Annotated in this window: 1 protein-coding gene; it reads left to right on the top strand. The window is 58.1% G+C overall.

The features are described 5' to 3' along the window. Positions 1-4 precede the first annotated feature (4 nt). Positions 5-210: type VI secretion system domain-containing protein (locus tag ACGF49_RS25560; protein WP_387493667.1), on the top strand; the 206-nt coding region annotated here is incomplete at its 3' end.

The raw sequence follows: 210 nt of genomic DNA, 5'->3' as shown, positions 1-210 counted from the left end.
AAACCTGTCTTTCTCTGATATGAGCCCCTTTATCTCAGACGCCACGCTGAACTGGCTGCATCCTCCGGCAACCGCCACCGTCAGCCACGGCACCACGCAGGAACAGGACGCTGTCTGGCACTGTTTTCAGCAGCACGGTCTGGAAGCCGCCCTAAAAGCGGCGGAACAATATCAGCAACACCTGACCGAACCCCGGGATCAGTTCTACGG

Origin of the sequence: Photorhabdus sp. RM96S (assembly GCF_042879335.1) — a bacterium.
GTDB lineage: Bacteria > Pseudomonadota > Gammaproteobacteria > Enterobacterales > Enterobacteriaceae > Photorhabdus > Photorhabdus kayaii.
The sequence above is the reverse complement of the archived record's forward strand: the minus strand, read 5'-3'. Positions and strand labels throughout refer to the sequence as shown.